12 protein-coding genes are annotated in these 15,869 nt (G+C 50.0%); all 12 read right to left on the bottom strand.

The window, feature by feature from the left end; all coding sequences use genetic code 11:
* Nucleotides 1-3: 3 nt before the first annotated feature.
* The 12 genes from yidD to cysS all read right to left on the bottom strand — a co-directional run bounded on the left by yidD (nt 4) and on the right by cysS (nt 15,697).
* Nucleotides 4-255: a membrane protein insertion efficiency factor YidD gene (yidD, locus tag HMPREF0670_RS08250; RefSeq protein WP_009230706.1), complete on the bottom strand. Its 252-nt coding sequence runs from the start codon at nt 253-255 to the stop codon at nt 4-6.
* Nucleotides 252-659: a ribonuclease P protein component gene (locus HMPREF0670_RS08245; RefSeq protein ID WP_009230705.1), complete on the bottom strand. Its 408-nt coding sequence runs from the start codon at nt 657-659 to the stop codon at nt 252-254. The genes yidD and HMPREF0670_RS08245 overlap by 4 nt, the downstream gene beginning before the upstream one ends.
* A gap of 132 nt (nt 660-791) precedes the next feature.
* Entirely contained in the window at nt 792-1,538 is a 747-nt protein-coding gene (locus HMPREF0670_RS08240) for a uroporphyrinogen-III synthase (RefSeq protein ID WP_009230704.1), read from the bottom strand.
* A gap of 8 nt (nt 1,539-1,546) precedes the next feature.
* Complete coding sequence (locus HMPREF0670_RS08235; RefSeq protein WP_083786827.1) at nt 1,547-2,587, bottom strand: DUF4271 domain-containing protein; 1,041 nt, start codon at nt 2,585-2,587, stop codon at nt 1,547-1,549.
* A gap of 192 nt (nt 2,588-2,779) precedes the next feature.
* Nucleotides 2,780-4,039: a methionine adenosyltransferase gene (metK, locus tag HMPREF0670_RS08230; RefSeq protein WP_009230702.1), complete on the bottom strand. Its 1,260-nt coding sequence runs from the start codon at nt 4,037-4,039 to the stop codon at nt 2,780-2,782.
* 177 nt (nt 4,040-4,216) lie between these two features.
* Nucleotides 4,217-4,663: a hypothetical protein gene (locus HMPREF0670_RS08225; protein ID WP_009230701.1), complete on the bottom strand. Its 447-nt coding sequence runs from the start codon at nt 4,661-4,663 to the stop codon at nt 4,217-4,219.
* Complete coding sequence (locus HMPREF0670_RS08220; protein ID WP_157579597.1) at nt 4,660-5,118, bottom strand: hypothetical protein; 459 nt, start codon at nt 5,116-5,118, stop codon at nt 4,660-4,662. Before HMPREF0670_RS08220 ends, HMPREF0670_RS08225 begins: the two co-directional genes overlap by 4 nt.
* A 175-nt stretch (nt 5,119-5,293) precedes the next feature.
* Complete coding sequence (locus tag HMPREF0670_RS08210) at nt 5,294-5,731, bottom strand: hypothetical protein (protein ID WP_009230699.1); 438 nt, start codon at nt 5,729-5,731, stop codon at nt 5,294-5,296.
* A 1,237-nt stretch (nt 5,732-6,968) separates the two neighbouring features.
* Complete coding sequence (locus HMPREF0670_RS08205; protein ID WP_009230698.1) at nt 6,969-10,481, bottom strand: type I restriction endonuclease subunit R; 3,513 nt, start codon at nt 10,479-10,481, stop codon at nt 6,969-6,971.
* A 5-nt stretch (nt 10,482-10,486) separates the two neighbouring features.
* The gene (locus tag HMPREF0670_RS15680) at nt 10,487-11,755 is read right to left on the bottom strand and encodes a restriction endonuclease subunit S (RefSeq protein ID WP_157579596.1); all 1,269 of its coding nucleotides are present in this window, start codon (nt 11,753-11,755) and stop codon (nt 10,487-10,489) included.
* Between the two features lie 20 nt (nt 11,756-11,775).
* Complete coding sequence (locus tag HMPREF0670_RS08190) at nt 11,776-13,824, bottom strand: class I SAM-dependent DNA methyltransferase (RefSeq protein WP_009230696.1); 2,049 nt, start codon at nt 13,822-13,824, stop codon at nt 11,776-11,778.
* Nucleotides 13,825-14,065: 241 nt separating this feature from the next.
* On the bottom strand, nt 14,066-15,697 hold the full coding sequence (gene cysS / locus HMPREF0670_RS08185; protein WP_009230695.1) for a cysteine--tRNA ligase: 1,632 nt from the start codon (nt 15,695-15,697) through the stop codon (nt 14,066-14,068).
* Nucleotides 15,698-15,869 lie beyond the last annotated feature (172 nt).

Genomic DNA, 15,869 nt, shown 5'->3' with positions numbered 1-15,869 from the left:
CTTTCACGGCACAGGGTCGTAACCACTACCGCCCCACGGATTGCATCGCAACACGCGCCAAACGGCCAAGGCCAAGCCCTTGAAGGGACCATGCTTGATGATGGCCTGACGGGCATACTCTGAACAAGAGGGCGTAAAGCGACACGATGGGGGCGTATAAGGCGAAATGGCCAGCTGATAAAAGCGGATAGGCAGTAGCAAAAGCCACACCGCGACACGCCGAAACAGGCCTAAAAGGGCACGAAGAGCATTCATAGGCTTTCTCCTATACGGCGTAACAGGTTCTGCACCTTATCTTCAACCTCGGCCGAAGAATGATGTTTGGCATCCAACCAAAGGAAACCCAGCGTTATTCTTCTGCCTGTCGGCAACTTATCATAAAGCAAATGTTTGTTCTTGCGATAGGCTTCGCGCACCTGCCGTTTAACCCTATTGCGGTCGACGGCGTGCTTAAATCTGCGCTTAGGCACACTTATCATCATCTGTACAGAGGCCAATGCCTGCTGTTCTTCGGCCGAAAAGGGCTGCACCAGATACACCACACGCAAGGGAAAGGCAGCAAGCGACCGACTATCCGCGCCGCAAAAGAGTGCCTCGGTGAGCTTTTTGCCACATGCGCGCTCTTCTTTTCTTAGCTTTTGCGATACCGTTGCTGCCATTGTAACTGTTTGTTTGGGGATGATTTAGACCGTTGCGCACGCCTTGTTCGAGGAACAGCACTTACCCGTTAAGTAAAAAGTGCCACTCGCCAACACGCCTTTCGTACGCTTTCGAGGTCTAAGTGGCGGGCCTTACTTATGCTCGTCGAGGTAGGCTTTCAATGCGCCCGACATCGATGGATATTCTTTCGACGGAGCTTGGAAGTCCAACCGCAAGCCTTCGTCGGTGATGGCTTTCGACGTTGCTGGGCCAAACGTACCGATACGAACGTCGCCTTGCTCGAAGTTGGGGAAGTCTTTCACGAACGATTTCACCCCCGTGGGACTCACGAAGATGAGCATGTCGTAGTCAAAATTCTTTATCTCTTCGGGCGTAAAGTCGTTGGTGATGGTGCGATACATCACGCATTCAGTATGGTTCAGTTTCTTCGAGTCGAGCAATTTGGCGATGTCGTCGTTATGGTTGTCGCTCAATGGCACAAGATACTTCTCTTGTTTGTGTTTAGCCATTGTGGGCAGCAGGTCTTCCATCTTGCCCGTAGTACCGAAAAACACCTTACGTTTACGGTATTGAACGTATTTTTGGATATAGAGCGCAATGGTCTCGGTTACGCAAAAATACTTCAACGTCTCGGGAATGGGCACGCGTAGCTCTTTGGCCAGCTTGAAGAAGTGGTCGATGGCGTGGCGCGACGTAAATACGATGGCCGTATAATTGGGAATGCTTACCTTTTGTTGGCGAAACTCTTTCGATGTGATGCCTTCTACCTGTACAAAAGGGCGGAACACCAAATCAACGCCATACTCTCTCTCTATGTCGAAGTAGGGCGACTTATCACTCGTCGGTTTGGGTTGAGATATTAATATCTTTTTTACCATCTACTTGCTTAAAAATTGATTTTCAAATAATTGGAGGCGATTGTCAATACGCCCCACAGGGCGAACAAAGGCACAATTTCGAGAGCGCAAAAGTACAAAAAAAATTGCAAAAACTGGCCTTTTTGGCGGAAAAAGATAAGGTGTGTCTTATAAAGCGACAGTATTTTGGTTGTCCCCAACACGATGCCCACATAGATAATGCTGCTCTTGACGGTGAGCTGGAAGTAGGCTTGCAGCATCACCAGCGGCAAAAGCAACACGCCTTGCGAAGAAACGAGGAAGAGAAACGATTTAAGCCACTGGTTGTTTTTGCGCTTACCGAAGAACACCCACCCCACAAACCATTGGGCAAAGGCCTTCAGCAGGAAGTAGCCCGCCACCAAACCCGTAAGGATGCCGATAACAACGAACTGCTCGGCGATGAAGGTTTCTACGCGCAGATGCCGCAGGTAAAGGAAGAAGAGGATGGCATAGAGCAAACTGGTTTGCAGTGCAAGGAATATTTGGAAACGTATTTCGCCCGTTGTCTCGGCTATCTCGGAGGTTCCTTCGTTGCGGACGCGGAAGAAATGCTTTACCTGGCGAAAGATGAAGTCGCGCGATTGTGCGAAGGCCACGCAGCCCAAGATGAAACAACCCAAGAGCAACGAGGTGAGCAAGTCGTCGCTGGCGATGGTATAAGGCACGGGGTCGCCTGCTACTCCTGGCCGTCCGGCCGGCATTTCGGGATGGTAATACGGACTTTGCGAGAAGAACGATTCGCGATAATAGAGCGGCAAATCAACAATGCGCACATCCTTTCCCACCGAGTGTCCAGGCAGGTGCAAGGTGTCGGGGCGCGTGCTCCAATGAATGGAGTCGGGCTTGAAGTGTGCCTGAATGGCCGAGTCCTGCTGTTCGGGGGTAGCGTCGTAGGGCAGCCAACTAAGCACCTCTTTGGGTGTTAGCACCTTGGGTTTGGCCGTTTTTGCACTGTCTGCAAAGGCGGTCTCGGCTGCCGTCGTGTCGGCAGGGGCGATATAATACTGTTCTTTAATGGGTTTTAGCACGCTCAGAATGGGCTTGTTGTATGTTGTTATGCCTGTGTTGAAAGCCTTTTTGCCTTGCAATGCACCAGCAAAGGGGCCGCTTTCGATGCACGGCGCGATGAAGAAGAGAGGTACAAAACAAGCTAGGCATGCCCCAAAATCCCCTCGGCAAGGTGTTTGTCGAGGAATTTCAGGGCATGCAGCCCGTGGTGTTTAAAGGCCGAACGCCTTCTTTATGTCGTCTACGCGGTCGAGTTTTTCCCACGTGAACAGCTCCACTTCCATCACCTTCGTTTCGTGATAACGGCTGGTAAAGGTTTTCTTCACCACCTCGTTCTTGCGCCCCATGTGTCCGTAAGCGGCCGTTTCGGCGTAGATGGGCTGCCGAAGTTTGAGGTTACGCTCGATGGCATTGGGGCGTAGGTCGAACAGCTGCGCCACCTTTTGGGCTATTTCGCCGTCGGTTAGCTGCACCTTACTACGCCCATAGGTGTTAACGTAGATGTTAACTGGTTCGGCCACGCCGATAGCGTAGCTCACCTGCACCAGCATTTCGTCGGCAACACCTGCGGCCACCATGTTCTTAGCGATGTGGCGTGCGGCGTAAGCAGCCGAGCGGTCAACCTTACTTGGGTCTTTGCCAGAGAACGCTCCGCCGCCGTGTGCGCCTTTGCCGCCATAGGTGTCTACAATGATTTTACGCCCCGTCAGACCCGTATCGCCGTGAGGACCGCCGATAACGAACTTACCCGTGGGGTTAACGAAATACTTAATGTCGTTGTTGAAAAGTGCCAGCACCTTGGCACTTGTTATCTTCGCTTTAACGCGAGGCATCAGCACGTTCAGCACGTCGGCCTTTATTTGGGCCAGCATCTGCTCGTCGTTAGGGCCGAAGTCGTCGTGTTGTGTGCTCACAACGATGGTGTCGATACGTACGGGTTGGCCGTCGTCGGCATACTCCACCGTCACCTGACTCTTCGAGTCGGGGCGCAAATAGGTCATTTCCTTACCCTCTTTTCGTATCTCGGCCAACGTAATCATCAGCAAGTGGGCCAAGTCTAGCGACAGGGGCATGTAGTTTTCGGTTTCATTGGTGGCGTAACCGAACATCATTCCTTGGTCGCCCGCGCCCTGTTCGTCGGCCTCTTCGCGACTAACGCCGCGGTTGATGTCGTCGCTTTGCTCGTGAATGGCGGTCAGAACGCCACACGAGTCGCCGTCGAATTGGTACTCCGACTTGGTGTAGCCAATGCTTTTGATGGTGTTACGGGCGATGGTTTGCAGGTCGATGTACGAACTAGAGCGCACCTCGCCCATGATAACCACCTGCCCTGTGGTAACGAATGTTTCGATTGCGCAGTGCGCTTTGTCGTCGTAGGCCAAGAATTGGTCTACCAAAGCATCTGATATTTGGTCGGACACCTTGTCGGGATGCCCTTCGGAAACCGACTCGGAAGAAAAAAGATATGCCATAATGCTACGAATTTGTGTATCTATAAATAATTGTATGCCCATGCGCCATGCGCCACCCATCTCGCATTTTGTGGGTGGTACATGGCTGTTAGCGACTGCAAAGTTACGCAAAAATGTGCAACTGGCTCTAAGCCACGCTGCAAAATAACGTGAAATGGGGAGGCGCGGGCAGCGGTTCTAGCGTTTTTTATAGGTAATCTTACTGAAAACCTGCATCGTAACCACCACCATGTAGAATCCCCACAACAGCGCGACCGTTATCAAATTAGGCATAAACACGACATCCTCCACGGCCAAAAGTAGCATCACCCCCGTGATGTTGGGCAGCATCTTGTCGGCATAACGGCTCATCAGCCATTTGTTTTCCTCCGTATCTTCTGGTCCGTTGGGGCGCGGATTGCTTAGCGGGTGCAACGACACATAGCGCAACCGCAGGTAAAGAGCCCCCGAAATGAAGGGCAACAAAAAGGTAAAGATGGGCAAACCCACCCTATCATCGGCGGCAAAGAAACTAATTTGCAAGGCCGAAAGCACCTCTATCACCGCAGAGTAGAGAGCCACAGCGAAGGTTGCCGCGAGAAAAACCACGGCTATTCGGTTGTTTGACGTGTTATGTTCTATCATTGCATTTCCTTATCACGCATCAACTTAAACGACGACCATCCTATCATAAGGAAAGGCAACATCATTACCGCCCATGTAATAAAGGGGTTGAAGGCGATTATGCCCGATATGAAGAGCGAGCAATAGAACATAATACTCGTAACTCCTAGCGAAACAGACTCATGGAAGTTACGTATCAATGGGGCATTATGCTCATTCATAGGTATTACATACCTCCTTAGCAAACTTTTCATACGCATGGGTTTGTCTGCCAGAAAACGAGTTACGAAGTAAGCGCCAACAGAGAACAGAGTTGGTGGTAAGAGGAAGAAAGGCGAAATGGGTTTGCTAACCCCGCCTGGCATATCAATACGTAGGTTTATCGTGTCTTTCGTTAGGATGCAGTACAACACAATGCTCACGGTGCCCACTAAGAAAAGTAGCGACAACAGGCCTTTTAAACTAGAATTTTTCATCTTTTGGTACTTTATAATTGGTTACATTCTGTCATCAATCTGGCGCGCCGCACTGCACAACAAACCATTTACATACAAGGCACAAGTGCAACTGTGGTCAGCGATGATTTTGTTTTGCAAAGTTACGACAAAAGTATGTCACCGCCAAAACATGAAGAAAGAAAATTAAGTGGCCCTACGCACCTCTCAATTTACGTCGCGAACGCGCATAATAGATGATGAAAAAGGCCACGACAAGCATCACCACGAGGGGTATCATGGGCAAGAAACCTGCCGCACAAAGCGTGATGTACAACAGCAAACCCGTTACACCCAGAGAAAGCACATCAACATATCGGCGCAATTGTTGTGCGTTGCCCTGCGTTTGGGGCATATCGTGCTTTGGGTCGAGTGCGAAAGGGTTTTCCTTTCCCTTGCGCAACAGCAAGTAAAGTGCAGCAGATAAAAGGGGAAGAAATAAGATAAGATAGCTCATGCCTTGGAGTTCACTACCACCAAGTGGTCCCCAATGCACAACGATAGTGTCGTTAACAAATGCGGCATAAACGGCTACGCCCAAGGTTGCCACAAGAAAAAGCAGTGATAAAAGGTTGCTTAGCTTATTACTTCTCATGTTGTATAAAGTTTAGTTATTGTACAATGAGCCACAAACACGCCTATGAGCATCGTCCTATCGCGATTTACTTGCCCTACTTACCGATGCCACTTCGGAATATTCTGTAAGCACGTTGCAAATATAGTTCAACTATTTGGTTTCGCCAAAGGATTGAGAAAGAAAGTGGGGGAAGAAGAAGTTTTGTCCGCTTTTCAGCAAGTTTTTTTAACACGATGAGTGCCTTTTTATTCACCAACTGCCCGCTCGGCCGCAAAAATTCGATTCTCGCGAGGGTTTGTTTTGATGCAACTAAGGGCCAACCTGTGGATATAGCAAGATGAATATTTATTACAAGGAACCGCCATTTGCACCCGTTTTAAGGGCGTTTACCGCTCAATTTACTGCAATATGCCGCTAAGTGCAGTGCGTTTTGGTGCTAAATGCAATGCGTTTTGGTGCTAAATGCAATGCGTTTTGCCGCTAAATGCAACGCGTTTTGGTGCTAAATGCAAGGTAAAATGCTGCTAAATGCCGTGCTTTTTGCAGCTGAATGCGAGGCGAAAAGCATTAATATACATCGCAATAGCATAAAAATAACCCTTTCGAGCCATTAAAAACATGGCTGAAAAGGGCGAAATGGGGCCCAAAAACCTGCTTTTTAGCAGTAAAATGCAGGTTTTTGGCTTGCAAAAATTACGAGCTAGCAACCAAACTAGAAAGGCAAAATGGTGCAAAATGCAGGTTTGGCTCTGAAAAACGGACAAAGCACAAGGCGAGAAAGCCTAGAATTTGTGCAAATTTACCCACTTTATGACCCAAATTTTCGCTAGAACGACGTGAAAATTAGAGCCACTTTGTAAAGTATAACGTAGGATTTTAAGTTTTTTAGTTGGTGAGTTTTTTAGTTGATGATTTGGTAACTTAATGAGTTGGTAAGTTGATGAGTTGGTGAGTTTGTAAGCTTGTGAGTTGATGAGTTGATGATTTTGTAAGTTGGTGAGCTAATGAGTTGGTGAGTTTGTAAGCTTATAAGTTGATGAGTTGATGATTTTGTAAGTTTATGAGCTAATGAGTTGGTGAGCTTGTAAGTTTGTAAGTTTGTGAGTTGATGCGTTAATAAGTTGATGAGTTGATGAGTTTACAAGTTAACAAGCAAACACCCCACAAGGCATACCACTCCCCTCTCCCCTTGGAGAGGGGTTGGGGGTGAGGCCGGTAGGGGCTGAGGGTGAGGCCAGTTGGGGTTTTCTCTCGCTCATAGCTTGCCTTTCAAATCGGGTGCGCTTACCATTGTGGCGTACAGATACATGGCAACGGCGGCGTGAAGGGCCGCAGGGAGCAAGTTGGCGGGCAGGTCTTCGGCACTGTGATTCTCCTTATTGCGCCATGTAAACACCACATTATAATACTGCTTAAAGCGTTCGTGCTTGGGGTTACGCGTATGATAAAGACTGGATATGCGTGGGAAATGGCGCACGGCATCGAGCAAGGCGGGGTCACGCCCATCGTTAACAAGCGGCATGGGCACACCATGTTGCAGCCAATATATCTTTTTGAGGAAGGCCTCGAAACGGCTAACCAGGTCGGCATACCATGTTCGGAAATCCTCTTCGCGGTGCTGTGCTCGATAAAGACAATTCAGCGTGTTGCGCAATATCCGCCGAAGACCCTGCAAGGCGGGTATCGTTTCGGCATTCACCAGGCAGAAGAACAGCCGCAACACCTCATCAAACTCCACGTTATGAACCCCATCGCAGAAGTCGGCAAAGTCTTCCTTAAATGCTTGGCGCAGCTTAAAGGCCAAATCTTGCTCATCGTATTCGGGATTGATGGCAGCCTTTACCCGTTCGCGTATCAGCTGATTAAACCGCTCTTGGAAGTCGGGCTCCGACATGTACTTACTAATCAGCTGGGTATAGGTTTCGGCCATGTCGGCCATTTTCACGTTGGTGGCCTCGTCGCACTCTTGTGCGGCCGTCTGTTCGTCGTTGTTCAGCATGGCGTCGCGCACGTTGTTGTCGTTGGTAACGCGTTGCGTAACGTCTTCCACCTGCCTTTTCACCACTTCGATGTCGTCCCAGTCGGTAGAACCGAACAGCTCGTTAAACTGCGTTTCGATAACGCTTAGTCGTTGCATGTCGGGTTCGGCCACACCTGCAGCGGTGGCCGTGGGCACAGGTTCTATCTCGGTATCGGCGTTTTGCAGTTGTATCTTTCGTTCTTCTTTCTTTTCAAGTCGATACCGGTCAAAGTCGATAGCCTCTATCAATCCGCGTGTCAGGTCGTCTGTACCCAGCGAAGGCAACTTGCGCACGAGCAGCTTAAGCAGCGTTTCGGCCTTTTCCCATTCCAACGAGCAGCTGTCCATGATGGTAGAAAGAAACTCGTAGGTGCGTATAAAGGCCTTGATGCTGCTTTTACACTCCACCTGTTCTTCTTCCGATAGGGTGCAAAAGCGCTGGCACATGGCATCGAGCAAGGGGTCCAGGGCTTCTCTTGGGGCGTTGTTCCAATAGCGTTGGTTCAGCGTTTCCAGCTCGTATTGTGTGTAAATTTGGTGTTTCTCTATCTCTGCCAGCAAGTCGTTCAGGCGGTTGGGGTCGGTTTCTCGGCTCAGGATGGTGGTTTTGTAGAAGGTTTGGAAACTCTGTTCAACGTCGTCGCAGGTGTTAACGAAGTCGAGCACAAAGGTATCTTCCTTCTTAGGGCACGTGCGGTTAAGTCGCGAAAGCGTCTGAACGGTTTGCAGTCCATGCAGCGGCTTGTCTACATACATGGTGTGCAGCAGCGGTTCGTCGTAGCCCGTCTGAAACTTGTCGGCCACGATGAGGAAACGATAGTTGCCCGTGCGGAACGTCTTTTCTATGGCCGCAGAGGGAAATCCATTAAGGCTGCCCTCGTTAACGGTCTTTCCGTTGTACTCGAAATCGCCGCTAAAAGCCACGATGGCGCGATATTGCGAATCGCGTTGGCTTAGCAAGCGGTTGACGGCAAAGAAGTAATCGATGGCTCGTTGTATGCCAGTGGTGCACACCATGCAGCGTGCTTGTCCGCCAATTTTATGCGCCACGGAGGTGTGGAAGTGCTCAACCATCACCTCGGCCTTCTTTTCAATGGTTTCGGGTTGGCGTTCAACAAAGTGGCGTATCTTTCTTAAGGCCTGCTTGCGGTCGAACTCGGGATCGTCTTCCACCCGCCGGCGAATGTGATAGAAACTTTCGTAGGTGGTGTAATTGCTCAACACGTCGAGGATAAACCCCTCTTCGATGGCCTGTTTCATCGAGTAGACGTGGAAGGGCCGATGCCCCGTTTCGCCGTCGGGCTTAATAAAGGGCGTGCCGAACGTTTCGAGAGTCTTGTTCTTCGGCGTTGCGGTGAAAGCGTAGAAGTTGGCGTTGGGCGCCATGCGCCGCCCGCACATGTATTGGGCAATGGCCTCGTTAACGGCGTCTTCAACGCTTAGCTCCGTGTCGTCTGCCACTGCCGAACCTGCCAACACCTGGTTTGTGCTGGCCGCCATCTTGCCGCTTTGGCTTGAATGTGCCTCATCTATAATTACGGCAAAGCGGTGACTGGCCAGTTCGTTGCCGATGGCGTCGAGGATGAACGAGAACTTATGCACGGTAGAAAGGATGATTTTCTTGCCGTTTACAAGGTGTTGCCGCAGGGTTTCGCTACTGTTGGCGGCATCTACGATGTTTTCATTGCGACTAAAAGCCCGCATGTTGTTGCGCAACTGCTTGTCGAGGTTAACGCGGTCGGTAACGATAATTACGCTGTCAAACAGCGGTTGGTCTCCCTCTAACAGCTCTACAAGCTGATAGGCCAACCATGTGATGCTGTTGCTTTTGCCCGAACCGGCCGAATGTTGCACCAAAAAGCGTTGCCCGATGTTGCCCTTGGCCGTTTCGTGTAGCAGTGCGCGCACCAGTTGCAGCTGGTGCCAGCGTGGCCAAATGGTCTTTTCGATGTTACGCCGGGTATCGGGATTGCGCTCGGTAACCACCTGCGCGTAGTGTTCAAGAATGTTGCTAAGGTTGCGTTTGGTAAGAATTTCTTCCCACAGATAGGCCGTTTTCAGTCCGTTGGGGTTGACGGGGTTGCCCGCTCCGTCGTTAAATCCTTTGTTAAAAGGCAAAAACCAACTGTTGGCTCCGCATAGTTTGGTGCACATCTGCACCGTATCATCGTCGGCGGCAAAGTGTACGGCACAGCGTTTGGGCATAAACAGCAGGTTGTTGGGCGAGCGGTCGGTGCGGTATTGGGCAATGGCGTGTGCCGTGTTTTGGCCTGTTATCTGGTTTTTAAGCTCCATCGTAATCACCGGCAAGCCGTTAATAAAGATGGCCACATCCAATGCCAGCGCGGGGTTTTGTGCATCGTAGCGCAACTGCCGCACAACAGAGAACTTGTTCAGTGCATACCGTTCTTCGCCCTCGGCGCTAAGTGCCGAGGGCAGGGGGTTGTAAAGCACAAAGGTGTTGCTTTGGTGTTTCAATCCCTTTCGCAACACATCCACCACCCCGCGCTTTGTTATCTCGTCACGCAGGCGTTCTAGAAACTTGCGGCGATTGACAGGCGAATGGAAGATACCCGACTTTTCTACTTCTGCGGGCTGGGTTAGCTTGAGGAAAGTTTCAAGTCGGCCAGTGTCTAGGGCATAGTGAGTGTCGTATTGGCTGGTGTCGCCCAGTTCGTATTGGTTATGGTTGGTAAGCCAGTTAACAATCAGGTCTTCCAACGCTTTTTCGTTCATTGTTGTAGGCATGGCGTTCAGTTTGTTTGGGTATGTTCGTCCGTTACATTCATTTTTCCCGTTACGGCATCGCTAATCAGCCGTTGCTTATATTCCTTTACGCGTTCCACTTGCTGCTCGTAAGCATCGATAAGCTTGTTTATACTCGCCGTCTTGGCCTCGATATAGCTTACTATGGCGCGCTGTTCGGAGAGAGGAGGGATGTATAAAGGCATGGACATAAAGGCTGGTAAGGGTATAACCTTGCGAAGACCTTTATATAAAGGTTTCAATGCCTTCCTGTTATCCAATGCAATAAAATAATGATATAGGAAACTTGTATCAACATTCTTTGTTTCAAATACATTGTACGCGCCTGTTAACATCCCATGATTATGAACAAGACCTACTGTTCTTGGAGTTTCATCTACGTCGAAAAGACAAAACACGAGGTCGTTAGGCTTAACTACTTTATAGGTGTTAAAGTCTTTGGGAAATTTACCTTTCCCTTCCGAAAGGTCGCGCACAATTACTCCATTTGTTGTTAATGAAAGGAGTGCGTATTCCCCATTGCCAACCAATAGCTTTATTTCTGTCAAGACATCTTTACAACGGCATCGCTCCCAATGTTGAGGAACATGTCCAATCCAGCTAATCCCAGTTTGTTTTAATTTAGCCTTATTGTCTATTCCCTTTGTCACAGCATTAGCGATAACTGCTTGTTTCAGTTCTTTTAGCAGTTCAATTTGTTGCGTTTGTTTGGCTACATACGTATCAATCTGCCCCACCTTGCCATCTAAATACGAAACGATGGCACGTTGCTCGGCAAGGGGAGGGAGAGGGAGAGAGCTCTTTCGGAGTAACGTATAATTTATATTCTGCCCTTCACGTATGCCTGTAACACATGTTTGAAGTAGCTGTATGAAATCAAAAGATTTCATTAAATATTTAATGTAGTTGGAATAACAATTGTCGTTTAGATTGAGAATAGTATAAGCTGCACTTATTATACCTTGATAGTATGCATACTCTATGCCTCCCTGAAAGGAACGGAGACTAATAACAAAGTCACCTTTCCTCACTAGTTTAAGCCCTTCTAAGCCCTTGTTAACTACAACCACGCGGTTTTCATACATGTGTTGAGGTATTACTCCATATTTCTGCGTGGAACATAAGATCGGTTCTTTTGGAAATCCCTTTTGGGAACGTTCTGTAAAAACATACTTAATTTTTCTCACTTCCCAATGCTGTGGTATATTTCCAAGCCACTTTACGCCACTATCCTTATAAACATAAAATTTCTCCATAATGCTTACATCCTCCATTTTTACACGTTCAGAATATCAGCAAGCAGTCCATCGGTTTCTGTTTCAATAGCTTTGATGTCGGCTTTGATGTCGGCGATGGGTCTCAGTTCAACGGGTTTGTAGAAATATTTGGTGAAAGAAAGCTCGTAAACCACCTTAGTTTCGTCTTCGGCCACATAGGCATCGGGGGCGTAGGGCAACACTTCGCGCTGCATAAAGGCCTCGATGCCGCCAGGATAGGTTAGTGGCACCTGCTCGGTATCGCGCAAAGCGCGGTCGGCTTCGCCTGCTACGGGTTCGCAAGAAGGGTCGGGCACGGTGATAAGTGCACGCAGCTTGTTCTTAACCGTTTTGGTTAGCTTGCCCAAAGCGGCGGCGTAGGCATCCCAATTGTTTAGCGGCGTATCGTTGGGAACGGCTTGCATGGCCGCCCTGCACGCCTCTTGCTCCTTGGATGTGAGCTTACCTGCGGTGATGTCGCTTTGTGGCAGTACGCGCAAACGCAGCGGGCGGTCTACCTTTATTTCCCAATAACCAAACTCTTCGTTGGCAAATATCTTGCTTTGGGGCGTCTCTTCAAATCGGTTTAGCAACTGCATGATTTGCTGGCGGTCGGTTTCGTTGGTCTCGCAGTTCTTTTCGCCCAGGTTCTTTCTTAGTGGTGTCTTGATGTCTGTTGCATCAATCAGTTGCACCTTGCCGGCCCTGCGTGGCTCTTTACGGTTGGTTACCACCCATATAAAGGTGCCAATGCCCGTGTTGTAGAAGTCTTTCTCGGGCATAGCGATGATGGCTTCCAGCCAATCGTTCTCAATAATGTGCCGCCGCAGGTTGCTTTCGCCACCGCCAGCGTTGCCCGTAAAGAGGCTCGAACCATTGTGTACCTCTACGATACGCGTGCCCAGCTCGGTGTCGTTCTTCATTCGCGAGATGTTGTTGGCAAGGAAAAGCATCTGCGAGTCGCCCACATCGGGCACAAAGCGCAGGCCGTTGTGCGGGTCGTAACCCTGCGGCAGCACAAAGCGCGGGTCGGTTATGTGTTGCTTTTCGTTGTCTTTCAGTCCCCAAGCCTGCAAGTCTGTTTTCCAAGGCGTGCCGAAAGGGGGATTGGAAATGCAAAAGTCGAACTTCATCCCAGGGTGTCCGTCGTTGCTGATGGTTGAACCGCAAAAGAACCTTTCGCGCCTGACGCCGGCGTTGAGATAGGCAAACGAGTTGGTGATGGACGAGAGCATGAGGTCGGCTTTGCATGTGGCGTATGTTTCGGGTTGCATCTCTTGTCCGTAGAGACTAATCTTTATGCGCTTGCGTTGCTCTTTGGCGATGTCGGCAATGCGTTGTTCGGCGATGGAAAGAATACCGCCCGTGCCGCATGCGCCATCGTAAATGGTGTAGGTTCCGTTGCGCAACTTGTTGGCGACGGGCAGCACGGCGATGTCGGCCAACAGCGCAACATAGTCGCGCGGAGTGAAATGCTCTCCGGCTTCGGTAACGCTATTTGCCTCGTTAAACTTGCGCAACAGCTGCTCGAAAAGCGTTCCCATGGTGTGATTGTCCACCCCTGGCAGCCTTTCGTTGCCCTCGGCATCGAGCACGGGGTCTTTTCCGAGGTTTATTTCGGCATCGGTAAACTTCTCGATGATGCGGCCCAAGCGGCCAGTGTCGCTAAGGTTGTCTACTTGTTGTTTCAGCTTGAACTTCTCGATAATGTCTTGTACGTCCTTGGAAAAGCCGTCGAGATACTCCAAGAAGTTCTGTTTTAGGCGTACGGGGTTGGTTTCTCCGCGTAACGTCTTCATGGTAAAGCGCGACGTGTTGCAATAAGCAAGCCCCGTGCGGCGTATGAGCATGCTTTCTTGCTGCGTTTCGTCGACCCCTTGTTCGGTTAGTTGCTGTTTGAGCTGCAATACCTGCTGATGGGTTGGTTCGAGCAAGATGTCGAGCCTCCTAAGCACCATCATGGGCAGGATAATCTTCTTATAGTCGCCCTTGTTGAAGGCTTGTACCAACACGTCGTTGGCAATATTCCATATAAATGTAAAGAGGGTGTTGTACTGGCTTGGGTTCATTACGAGACGTTTTCGGTTTTTATGTATAGGCGCTTATGGATGTTTGCACAACCGCTAATAGGGCTTTACATGCCACTTATTGGCTGTTTGGGGAGTACAAGGTGCTTTGTAGCGCGAGTACAAGACGCTTGTAGTGGGTGTACAAAGTGCTTGTAGCGTGTGTACAAGATGCTTGTAGCACCACTACAAGGTGCTTTGTAGTGGGGCTACAGCATGTGGGTGGCGCAATGGTTTGGCCGCATTACTTATTCAGTTTCCACGTTGCGCCGTCCTTGGTATCCTTCACTTCAAAGCCGGCGGAGGCCAGTTCGTCGCGTATGCGGTCGCTGGTGGCCCAGTCTTTGTCGGCCTTTGCCTTGGCACGCAGGTCGAGAACCATGTCTACAACGTGGCCGAAGGCCTCTTCGCGGGCATCGTTGTTGTTGCCGTTATCGGCGTTCAGACCCAACAGTTGGAAGGCAAAGAGGTGCATGGTGGTGGCTAATTGCTCGAGGTGTTCGGCCGAAATCTGCGCCTTGTGGTCGATAAGGGTGTTGATAAGTCGGCATGCCTCGAAGAGATGACTTAACACCATAGGCGTTTGGAAGTCGTCGTTCATGGCCTCGTAGCACTTGCGGGGCAGTTCGTTCACGATGGTTGCCGTGGCCTCGTCGCTAGTTTTGGCGGGTTGAATGCGTTGTAAGTCGGCGATGCCGTTGAGCAATCTTTCGAGTCCTTTCTCGCTGGCTTGCAGGGCCTCGTTAGAGAAATCCACCGTTCCGCGATAGTGGGCAGAGAGGATGAAGAAACGAATGGTCATGGGCGAGTAGGCCTTTTCGAGCGCGGGATGTGCGCCGTTGAAGAACTGTTCGAGCGTGATGAAGTTGCCCAGGCTCTTTCCCATCTTCTGTCCGTTGATGGTTATCATGTTGTTGTGCATCCAATAACGCACCATCTGTTCGCCTTCTGCGGCCACAGCTTGGGCAATTTCGCACTCGTGATGAGGGAAGATGAGATCCATTCCACCACCGTGAATGTCGAAATGTTCGCCCAAATACTTCCTTCCCATTGCCGTACACTCGCAGTGCCAACCAGGAAATCCATCGCCCCACGGACTTGGCCAGCGCATGATGTGTTCGGGTTGGGCGTGCTTCCACAGGGCGAAGTCGGCCTGATTACGCTTTTCGCCCACGCCGTCGAGCTTGCGCGAGGCATCTAAAACGTCTTCGAGGTTGCGACCAGAGAGTATTCCGTAGCGGTGTGTTTCGTTGTACTTGGCAATGTCGAAGTAAATAGACCCATTGCTTTCGTAAGCAAAGCCATTGGCTAGTATCTTCTTTACCAACTCTTCTTGCTCGATGATATGCCCCGATGCTTGTGGCTCAATGCTGGGCGGAAGCACGTTGAGCAGTTGCATGGCAGCATGATAGGTGTTGGTATAATGCTGTGCAATCTCCATCGGTTCAAGCTGTTCTAGTCGCGCTTTCTTGGCTATCTTGTCGTCGCCATCGTCAGCATCGTGTTCAAGATGCCCCACATCGGTGATGTTTCGCACGTAGCGCACCTTGTAACCCTGGTGTTGCAGGTAGCGAAACACCACGTCGAAGGTGATGGCAGGCCGCGCATGACCCAGATGTGGGTCGCCATATACGGTGGGTCCGCATACGTACATGCCCACGTTGGGGGCGTGTAGGGGCTCGAAACGCTCTTTTTTGCGAGTGAGGGTGTTGTAGATTAATAGGGGGGATGTGGATAAATCTACCCCACAACTGGCCTCATCCCCGTCCCCTCTCCAAGGGGAGAGGGGCGTAGTATGCTGTGCTGCCTTGGTGGAAGGCACGGAATTGTTTTGATTTTGCGCTGAGTTGTCAGCGGGTTTATTTTGTTCGTTCATATTTATTATTTTGTTTTCAGTCTTATTTTCACCACACAACTGGCCTCACCCCCAACCCCTCTCCAAGGGGAGAGGGGCGTGGTATGCAGTGTTGTTTGGGCGAGTGACGACTCGTTATTGCTATGATTGGGTTGTTGATGATTTATATTTTGTTGTGAGTTGCAAGGCTATT

It is taken from the genome of Prevotella sp. oral taxon 317 str. F0108 (assembly GCF_000162415.1).
GTDB classification, from domain to species: Bacteria; Bacteroidota; Bacteroidia; order Bacteroidales; family Bacteroidaceae; genus Prevotella; species Prevotella conceptionensis.
The sequence above is the reverse complement of the archived record's forward strand: the minus strand, read 5'-3'. Positions and strand labels throughout refer to the sequence as shown.

Bases quoted from the DNA above. Each gene is read 5' to 3' on its own strand.
- HMPREF0670_RS08205 (WP_009230698.1), bottom strand. From the start codon at position 10,481: ATGCCTACAACAATGAACGAAAAAGCGTTGGAAGACCTGATTGTTAAC.
- HMPREF0670_RS08240 (WP_009230704.1), bottom strand. From the start codon at position 1,538: ATGGTAAAAAAGATATTAATATCTCAACCCAAACCGACGAGTGATAAG.
- HMPREF0670_RS15680 (WP_157579596.1), bottom strand. From the start codon at position 11,755: ATGGAGAAATTTTATGTTTATAAGGATAGTGGCGTAAAGTGGCTTGGA.
- yidD (WP_009230706.1), bottom strand. From the start codon at position 255: ATGAATGCTCTTCGTGCCCTTTTAGGCCTGTTTCGGCGTGTCGCGGTG.
- cysS (WP_009230695.1), bottom strand. From the start codon at position 15,697: ATGAACGAACAAAATAAACCCGCTGACAACTCAGCGCAAAATCAAAAC.
- HMPREF0670_RS08210 (WP_009230699.1), bottom strand. From the start codon at position 5,731: ATGAGAAGTAATAAGCTAAGCAACCTTTTATCACTGCTTTTTCTTGTG.
- HMPREF0670_RS08245 (WP_009230705.1), bottom strand. From the start codon at position 659: ATGGCAGCAACGGTATCGCAAAAGCTAAGAAAAGAAGAGCGCGCATGT.
- HMPREF0670_RS08225 (WP_009230701.1), bottom strand. From the start codon at position 4,663: ATGATAGAACATAACACGTCAAACAACCGAATAGCCGTGGTTTTTCTC.
- metK (WP_009230702.1), bottom strand. From the start codon at position 4,039: ATGGCATATCTTTTTTCTTCCGAGTCGGTTTCCGAAGGGCATCCCGAC.
- HMPREF0670_RS08190 (WP_009230696.1), bottom strand. From the start codon at position 13,824: ATGAACCCAAGCCAGTACAACACCCTCTTTACATTTATATGGAATATT.
- HMPREF0670_RS08220 (WP_157579597.1), bottom strand. From the start codon at position 5,118: ATGAAAAATTCTAGTTTAAAAGGCCTGTTGTCGCTACTTTTCTTAGTG.